This window comes from Pseudoalteromonas sp. MMG005, assembly GCF_018101015.1.
GTDB classification, from domain to species: Bacteria; Pseudomonadota; Gammaproteobacteria; order Enterobacterales; family Alteromonadaceae; genus Pseudoalteromonas; species Pseudoalteromonas aurantia.
The window spans coordinates 1-7,636 of the sequence record NZ_JAGJEK010000043.1; the positions used below are offsets into that span (position 1 = coordinate 1).

Below are 7,636 nucleotides of genomic sequence, written 5' to 3' on the forward strand. Positions count from 1 at the left end.
GTCTCCTGGAGGTCCGACAAAAGAGTTCAAAAGTATGGTTAAAGCTTTCCATGACAAAGGGATCAAAGTATTCATTGATGTTGTTTACAACCATACTGGAGAGGGAGGTGCATGGAAGCAAGGTGACGCATCAACGTATAACCTATACTCTTGGCGCGGATTAGATAATCCAACGTATTATTCATTAACAGCAGACAGACAACATAATTGGGATAACACGGGTGTTGGAGGGAATTACAACACCTTAAATCCGATTGCTCAGAATTTGATAATAGACTCTTTAGATTATTGGCAATCAGAAATGGGCGTTGATGGTTTTCGCTTTGATTTAGCGTCAGTGTTGGGTAACAGTTGTGAGCATGGCTGTTTTCACTTTGATAAAACGCTGAAAAATAATGCACTTAATCGCATCATTGATGAGTTTACGGAACGACCGGCATTGGGAGGGCAAGGCACCGATTTTATTGCTGAGTCATGGGCTATAGGTGGTAATTCATATCAAGTAGGCGGGTTCCCTAAAGGGTGGTCGGAATGGAATGGAAAATATAGAGACACCATTCGCAAAGACCAAAACCAAATGGGGCAAGAGTCAGTCAGTTTAGGACAGTTGGCGAACTTCTTTACAGGCTCTGCGAATTTGTACCAAGATGATGGTAGAGCCCCCTGGAATTCCGTTAATTTTATTGTGGCCCATGATGGTTTCACGCTAAAAGATTTATATTCTTGCAATGAAAAAAACAATCAGCACCTTTGGCCTTTAGGGCCATCTGATGGCGGTGAAAATAGCAATCATAGCTGGGCACAAGGGTGGCATAATCAAGCGCAAGAACAGCGTAAAGCGGCGCGAAATGGTTTTGCACTATTAATGCTCAGCGCTGGTACACCGATGATGACGGGGGGAGATGAGTATTTAAGATCGTTAAAGTGTAATAATAACCCATATAACTTAGATTCATCAGCAAACTGGTTGAGTTATCGTTGGAGTACGCAACAGCATCACTTTAATGCCTTTGCAAAAGGGATGATTGCATTTCGAAAAGCGCATCCTGCTTTACGTCCAGTTCACTTCTATTCAGATAAAGATAACAATGCGAATGTAATGGAGCAATTACGATGGTTTAAAAGTGATGGTTCAGTTGCAGATACTGGTTACTTTAATGATGCAAATAATCATGCAATTGCCTATCGAATTGATAGCAGCGAGTTTTCTGAGTCAACAGCGGCAATCTACATTGCATACAATGGGTGGTCAGATCAGGTTGAATTTACACTTCCTTGGCCTGGACAAGGCAAGAGTTGGTACCGAGTCACGGATACCGCGAACTGGAATGAAGGGGCTAATTCGGTTAAGTCCCCAGGCAATGAAGAGTATATTGGCGGCGAGTATACTCAATATGGGTTAGCAGGTCGTGCAGTATTAGTGTTGATAGCAAAGTAGTGAGGTGTAGGGCGGGCTTTTTATTTAGCCCGCTTCATAAAGTGTTAATTAAACAAAGGCATGGCGTTTTTTTTGTGCTCAAAAATCACGGCGCTTTTAAGCAAACCAAACTCTTGTAAGTATTGAGCAATGCTCGTAAAACTAGCTGTTTGTATTATTTTGTCGTGATCTTTAGTGGTAACTCCGTCGGCAAACCAATTTCCCAATGCTAATTTGATACGACTGACCTTCACTGGGGTTGCTTGAAAGTATGCTTTAGCATTCGCTTTTAAGCGCGCCATGTTATCTGTTTGATATAGCGCTGCATTAATGACATTTAGTGTATGTTCAGTACAGTTTTGATATGCGTTATTAAATGGATTAGCAATCAAAGAGTAATGAGGGTTATGAAGCGACTTATTTACCCCAGATTGAATGGCTGCTATTAGTCGGGTTTGCAATTCAATGGTTGGGATAGCAATACCGGCTGTTAATGAATCAGCTCCCCAAAAAAAATCAACTGGGTAATCCGTAACTAATAAACTTTTGTTTGCATCTGTTTGTTCTTGATAGAGGTTGTGTATTGCATAACCTTTAACGCTTTCTCCGCTGTCTAACTGTATTTGTGAATAAACTGCAATTGCGGTATGAGTAAATTGAAAGCCTGCTGGTAACTTATTTTTTGGCTGTCCACGCCGAGCTATAATGAATGAGTGAGCACCATTTTTTGCCGCGTATTTTTCAACATCTTTTGCAAACAAAGCGATGGTGTTAGCATCAAAGCGAGTGTGCTTGGTTTGCGTGCTGCCTGCATATGTTGAACCGTGATAGAGAAGTATTAAGAATGTTATAGCAAGTCGTGTAGTCATATTACCGCCTTTTATTTTAGTCGCTCGATTTAGTTTTGATTTTTAATCGCTTCATTCGGTGCTCTATCAACCGTAATGGTAATTTCAGTTATTTCTAAAGGTGTATCTTGAGGCGCGTGAGAATGGCGATGAGTGCCACTTGCAGCGTCAATGAGTTTAGTACCGACTGCATGTGACGCTGAAGCTGTGCTGCCAGCAATGAGCAATGGCACAGCAACGATGCCACTGGCAACCTGTCCTGCTGATACAGTGCTATGACCCAATGCTAATGCAGCATGTTTGCTTGCTGTACTGGCATGTTCAGAGGCAGACTCCGCAGCGCAAACAAATGAGGATAGGATACATAATGTGCTGACTAAAAGAGTTGATGTTTTCATAGTAGCTTCCCTGTGATTAAGTTGCACCTAACTTAAATGATAGTATTCATTAGGTAAACCATATTGCTTGATGTATTAGAATAAACGACTTAAAGTATTGTAATAATATTCTTTTATGATTTAGGGTGACTGATGAGTCAAATTTCGTTGGTGAGCGACACATTAAAAATGCTGTTGAAACAGCGTAAGATGACCTACAAAGATATTGCAGGTGAGTTAGATATGAGTGAAGCGAATATTAAACGCATTTTTGCAAACCAGAGCTTTACGTTGCAACGCTTAGAACAGATTTGTAATCTATTGCAGATCAGCTTATCCGATTTATTTTCTATTACTCAGAAGCAGCAAAGTCAGTTAACTGAGCTGACATTTGAACAAGAACAAGAATTAATCGATAACCCAAAATTGTTATTGGTTGCGGTATGTGTAAGAGATGCGTGGGATTTTCAAGAGATCATAGCGCATTATGAAATTGATAAATTTGAATTGATCCAACTTTTCGCGCGTTTAGATAAAATAAAGTTAATACAGCTACTCCCTAACAATCACTATAAGCTATTGATAGCCCAAGATTTTAGATGGTTAAAAAATGGTCCGTTAGAGCAGTTTATGGAACAAGAAGTATTACATCGTTTTATGGCGAGTAAGTTTGATGAGCCGAATAGTTTTAGGTTTTATTTGCGTGGTCGATATTCACAATCCTCGATTGAAGTTATTCAACGCAAACTTAATCAATTAACTAAAGAGTCGGCTATTTTGAACCAAGAAGATGCCAGTTTACCATTATCAACAAGGGAACATATGGGATTATTATTTGCTATGCGTCCTTGGGAACCTTCATTGTTTGAACAATTCAGAAGAAAGAAGGATATATAATATGAATAATACGCTATTTTTTGGGTTCGCTTTACTGTTGTTGAGTTCAGGCGAGTCGCACGCCCAAGCCCATATTGTGGATTGCGTGTCACTTAATATCAATATGAAGCATATTGAGTCACTGGCTGATTCTGGGCAGTATAGGCAAACATTAGAGCCTGAAAAAAAGCCGTTTTTTGATTTTTCTAAGCAAGGGCCATTTTCAGATTATGTAGAGTATGAACGTAATAGAATTCTTGCTGAAAATCCTAAAGGTCGCTTGCCTTGCCCGATAGCAACATCGGTTAGCACACATTTGTATGGCGACAAGTCGCTACAGGTGGTGGACTTAATTTCGCCTTTTCAGCTCAATGCACCGAAAAATAAGTCAGAGCCAACGCATAGGGGGGTCTTGTTGATACATGGTTTAACCGATTCACCTTATTTGTTTCATGATTTAGCTGAACAGTTTTTTCAGCAAGGGATCACTGTGCGTACATTGTTACTGCCAGGACACGGTACCGCACCTTCTGCATTGGTGGATGTGTCACAGCAGCAATGGCGTATTGCAACACGCTATGCCGTTGCAGCGATGTTAGAAGATTTTGACACTGTGTATTTGGGGGGATTCTCTACCGGCGGTGCATTACTCATCGATTATCTTAACCAGCACGACTTGACTGTGGCCGAAGAAGCGAAAATTAAGGGGTTGATGTTGTGGTCGCCTGCCAGTCGTGCAAAATCGAGTATGGCGTGGGCGGCGCAATATATGGCATGGTTTAAAGACTATATGGAAAGCAGCGGCGATATTGACTTTGCAAAGTATGAGTCTTTTCCATTTAACGCAGCTGCGCAAGTGCGTAATTTAATGCAGCGCATTCAGCCCGAAAAACTTGCTTATGTGCCAGATATACCGCTATTTTTGGTTGCTGCGCAGGCTGATCAGACTATCGATACGCAAAGCACATTGTCATTGTTGACGCATTGGCATCTCAGTGGTGCACGTAAAAGCAAAGAGCAAGATACGCTGATATACTATGGTGAAAACGCTTGGCTTAAATCATTACCCAGAAGTATAACAGTGTATAACCCCACAGAATGTCGAGGTGACGATTATTGTGGTTCTATAAAAGGTATATCCCACACCGCAACGACCAACGCACCAACCAATCCACATTATGGCTGGGGTGGAACATATCGTAGCTGTGAGCATTTAATGGGGACTGATAACTACAGAGTCTGTAAACAAACAGACACGCCAATATTGGGTGAAACTACGGTGGAAACACTGCATGACACCCCCCAGTTACAGCGACTGACCTTTAACCCTTACTTTGAACAAATGACTGACGCGCTAACACAGTTTATTAAAACCACGCAATGAAGGTATTACATTAATATACTTAAAGTCGAAAAATATTGACCTTTCTTTAAAGAGGTTTACTTATATGCTGATGTTATCAATACTGACTCTATCGTTTTACAGGGCGTACAATTTAATAACGGAGTAAGTGATGATTATAAGTAAACCAACCAAAGCATTTAGATTGGCATCAATTTTTGCATTATTAGCGGGTGTATTTGGATTCTTAATTGGCCTGATGAATGCCCAAATGCAATTGAACGAAAAAGGCTATTATTTTGCAATTTTGTTATTTGGGCTATTTTCATTTGTGTCCTTACAAAAAACGGTGCGAGATAAACTTGAGGGGCAGACTATTTCTAAGCCCTACCTTTTAATGTGTTGGGTAGCTGTGGGCGCAGCAATTGCTATGCTGGGCATCGGGCTATATCACGCAGAACTATTATTGAGTGAAAAAGGGTTCTATGCCATGGCGTTTCTATTGAGTGGTTTTTCAGCAATTACTGTACAAAAAAATGTTCGAGATACGATGGTACTGGAAGACTCCCAAGCACCGAGCGTGCTGGTGGAAGAGGCTAAGTAAGGCCATGGTAGAACGATACTTACCTCCTAAGTATCGTTCTGAGTAAGTTGAAGCGTTGTTGTATCAAACGTTTAATCGTAGGTTTGATTTTTATTAGTACGGCGCCATGCAGAAGGGGTTTGCTGATACTGCTTTTTGAACTGTCTTATAAAGTGTGTCACATCTCGCCAACCAGCTTGATAGCCAATAATTTCTACCTTCTCATCGGTATTTAGCAACAACTCCACTGCCATTTTTAACCGATATTTTAAGATCCACTGACCTACTGAGTACCCCGTAGCTTGCTTCATTTTACTCGCAAGATGGGCCGAGTTGATATGCAGAGCATGCGCAACGTCTTTTAATGAGATCCCTTCACAGCTATGTGCTTGTATGTAGCGCATCGCTTTATCAATTTTTGTGTGGCCATTGATTTCAATTGCGGTTAATTCAGATGCTTTGTTGGCTTCATTGAGCATGAGATAAATTAAGCTCTCTAATACTTTATGCGATTTGCCTGTGGCGAGCTCCGTTTGGATTTCCAAAAATAGTGAAGTGACATAACTCACCCGCTCTTCAGCAAGTTTGCAAATAGGCAACGCGCCATTCCTTATAGCTGTAAATGATCGCATAAACTCATTTTTTTCATCTAACTGGAAAAAGCGGCCAGAGAAACTTAGCCAGTGCACTTGCATGTTTTTTCCTTCTAGTAGCGCGTGCGGCATACCCGCAGGCACGAGCGTCAGCATACCAGGGGTAATGTTGACGCACTGCTTGCCCTTAAGTTTGACATAACCTGCGACCATGAGAGTGACGATATAATCTTCATGGGCATGATGTTCATCATGACTTAACTCTGATATATCAGAGAAGCCAGAATCTATGTGTATGTATGAGGTCAAAATCAAAAACCAAAAATAAGCCGATTTAAACCAAAGTTTAGCACTATATCGAAAAGGAGAACTAAGCGAAACTTCAGTTACACAAAATGAATTGAGGTTTATCAGATGAGTCACTGGAATAATGAACACGCGTTATCTTATGATGAAAAATGGGGGGAGCTTGCATTTCATACAGAAATACCTACCTTAGCTGGGGTGGCTGACAACTTTCACATTGCTGAAATTGGGTGTGGTGGTGGGTACCTAAGTATGTGTTTAGCACAAAGCGCAGAGGGGGTTCAGGTGCTGTCACTTGATCCAACCGATACGATGATTAAACGGGCAAAAAACAGACAAAAAAAATCTGATTTATGTTTTCCACAACTTCAATTTATTAAAGCAGGTGCTGAAGAGTTGCAGGTAAACACAGGCTCTTTAGATTTGGTTATTGCGGCATTTTCGATACATCATTGGCAAAATGCTGAGTTGGCGTTGTCATTAATTTTTCAAGGACTAAAACGAGGCGGTCGAATTTGGTTATGTGAGGATGTTAATGCGCCTAGTTCGGGGGATTTGATGGTTGACGTAAATTTGAAGACTTTTTCTGGGGTTAAAGAACGGCTGCAAAGTGTCGGCTTTGAGAGTATTGTGAAAAATGTCCATGTATCAAGTGAAGGGGAGTTTTTGATCATTGAAGCACTCAAACGTACAGACAAATAGGTGGCGCAATGTAAAGTCATAATAGTGCTTTATCGAACCCAAATTTTGGGGTGACACCAATTTAGTGTTTTTTGTTAGGTTAATTCATTATTTGGCTCATGCGAAATTAGCGATGTAGGGTGCGAGAAAAATCACTGTATTAAACGACATAGAAGATAGAGCTTTGTAATAAATACGTTCTAAGTGATTATGTTTACTATAAATATTATTAGCTTACATGAATCTCTGCTTGATATACTTATTTTAACTTTTTACTCCAAGTATCACGTCGTTTAACGGGGGAAATTTAGTAATAACGAGATGCTGGTTTAATCTATATGTGTGACAGTTATGTAACAAGTTAGTGTAAGTAATATTAAGGCGCAAGGTGTTTGACCCTGTCTGCTTTTATTGATAATGTTTGGTTTTAATTGTGTAAACAAGGAAAGCAAGATGAAAAATAATATTGCATTAAAAGTAAAAAAATTAACTGCTAAAGAGCTAAAAAATGTTGTTGGTGGCGATGCAAGAGATGTTCAATACCGTATTGCTGGCGCAGACGGTCAGGAAGGCATGGCTTTTCATTAAGCTAAAATAACGAATAAGAGGTTTG

General features: G+C 40.3%; 9 protein-coding genes. 6 read left to right on the plus strand and 3 right to left on the minus strand.

What is annotated here, in order from left to right; all coding sequences use genetic code 11:
- Nucleotides 1-1,438 (plus strand): alpha-amylase family glycosyl hydrolase (locus J8M01_RS23430; protein ID WP_247671259.1); only part of this gene is annotated, 1,438 nt, incomplete at its 5' end.
- A gap of 44 nt (nt 1,439-1,482) precedes the next feature.
- Here the strand turns inward: J8M01_RS23430 and J8M01_RS23435 are convergent.
- Nucleotides 1,483-2,286: a DUF2145 domain-containing protein gene (locus J8M01_RS23435; RefSeq protein WP_211059548.1), complete on the minus strand. Its 804-nt coding sequence runs from the start codon at nt 2,284-2,286 to the stop codon at nt 1,483-1,485.
- Nucleotides 2,287-2,315: 29 nt separating this feature from the next.
- The gene (locus J8M01_RS23440; RefSeq protein ID WP_211059549.1) at nt 2,316-2,663 is read right to left on the minus strand and encodes a hypothetical protein; all 348 of its coding nucleotides are present in this window, start codon (nt 2,661-2,663) and stop codon (nt 2,316-2,318) included.
- A 132-nt stretch (nt 2,664-2,795) separates the two neighbouring features.
- Between J8M01_RS23440 and J8M01_RS23445 the strand changes: the two genes are divergently transcribed.
- From J8M01_RS23445 to yiaA, 3 genes are all read left to right on the plus strand, one after another.
- Nucleotides 2,796-3,539, plus strand: a complete 744-nt coding sequence (locus J8M01_RS23445; RefSeq protein ID WP_192509550.1) for a helix-turn-helix transcriptional regulator — start codon at nt 2,796-2,798, stop codon at nt 3,537-3,539.
- A 1-nt stretch (nt 3,540) separates the two neighbouring features.
- Nucleotides 3,541-4,902 (plus strand): alpha/beta fold hydrolase, encoded by a 1,362-nt coding sequence (locus J8M01_RS23450; protein ID WP_211059550.1) that lies wholly within the window; start codon nt 3,541-3,543, stop codon nt 4,900-4,902.
- A 130-nt stretch (nt 4,903-5,032) separates the two neighbouring features.
- Nucleotides 5,033-5,464: an inner membrane protein YiaA gene (yiaA, locus tag J8M01_RS23455; protein ID WP_211059551.1), complete on the plus strand. Its 432-nt coding sequence runs from the start codon at nt 5,033-5,035 to the stop codon at nt 5,462-5,464.
- Nucleotides 5,465-5,535: 71 nt separating this feature from the next.
- On the opposite strand, the gene J8M01_RS23460 is transcribed toward yiaA, so the two are convergent.
- The gene (locus J8M01_RS23460) at nt 5,536-6,345 is read right to left on the minus strand and encodes an AraC family transcriptional regulator (RefSeq protein WP_211059552.1); all 810 of its coding nucleotides are present in this window, start codon (nt 6,343-6,345) and stop codon (nt 5,536-5,538) included.
- Between the two features lie 105 nt (nt 6,346-6,450).
- Here J8M01_RS23460 and J8M01_RS23465 point away from each other — a divergent pair, with 105 nt between their 5' ends.
- Both J8M01_RS23465 and J8M01_RS23470 read left to right on the plus strand, forming a co-directional pair.
- Nucleotides 6,451-7,044, plus strand: coding sequence for a class I SAM-dependent methyltransferase (locus tag J8M01_RS23465; protein WP_211059553.1), 594 nt, complete (start codon nt 6,451-6,453; stop codon nt 7,042-7,044).
- Nucleotides 7,045-7,476: 432 nt separating this feature from the next.
- Nucleotides 7,477-7,611, plus strand: a complete 135-nt coding sequence (locus J8M01_RS23470; protein ID WP_211059554.1) for a bacteriocin — start codon at nt 7,477-7,479, stop codon at nt 7,609-7,611.
- Nucleotides 7,612-7,636: the final 25 nt, after the last annotated feature.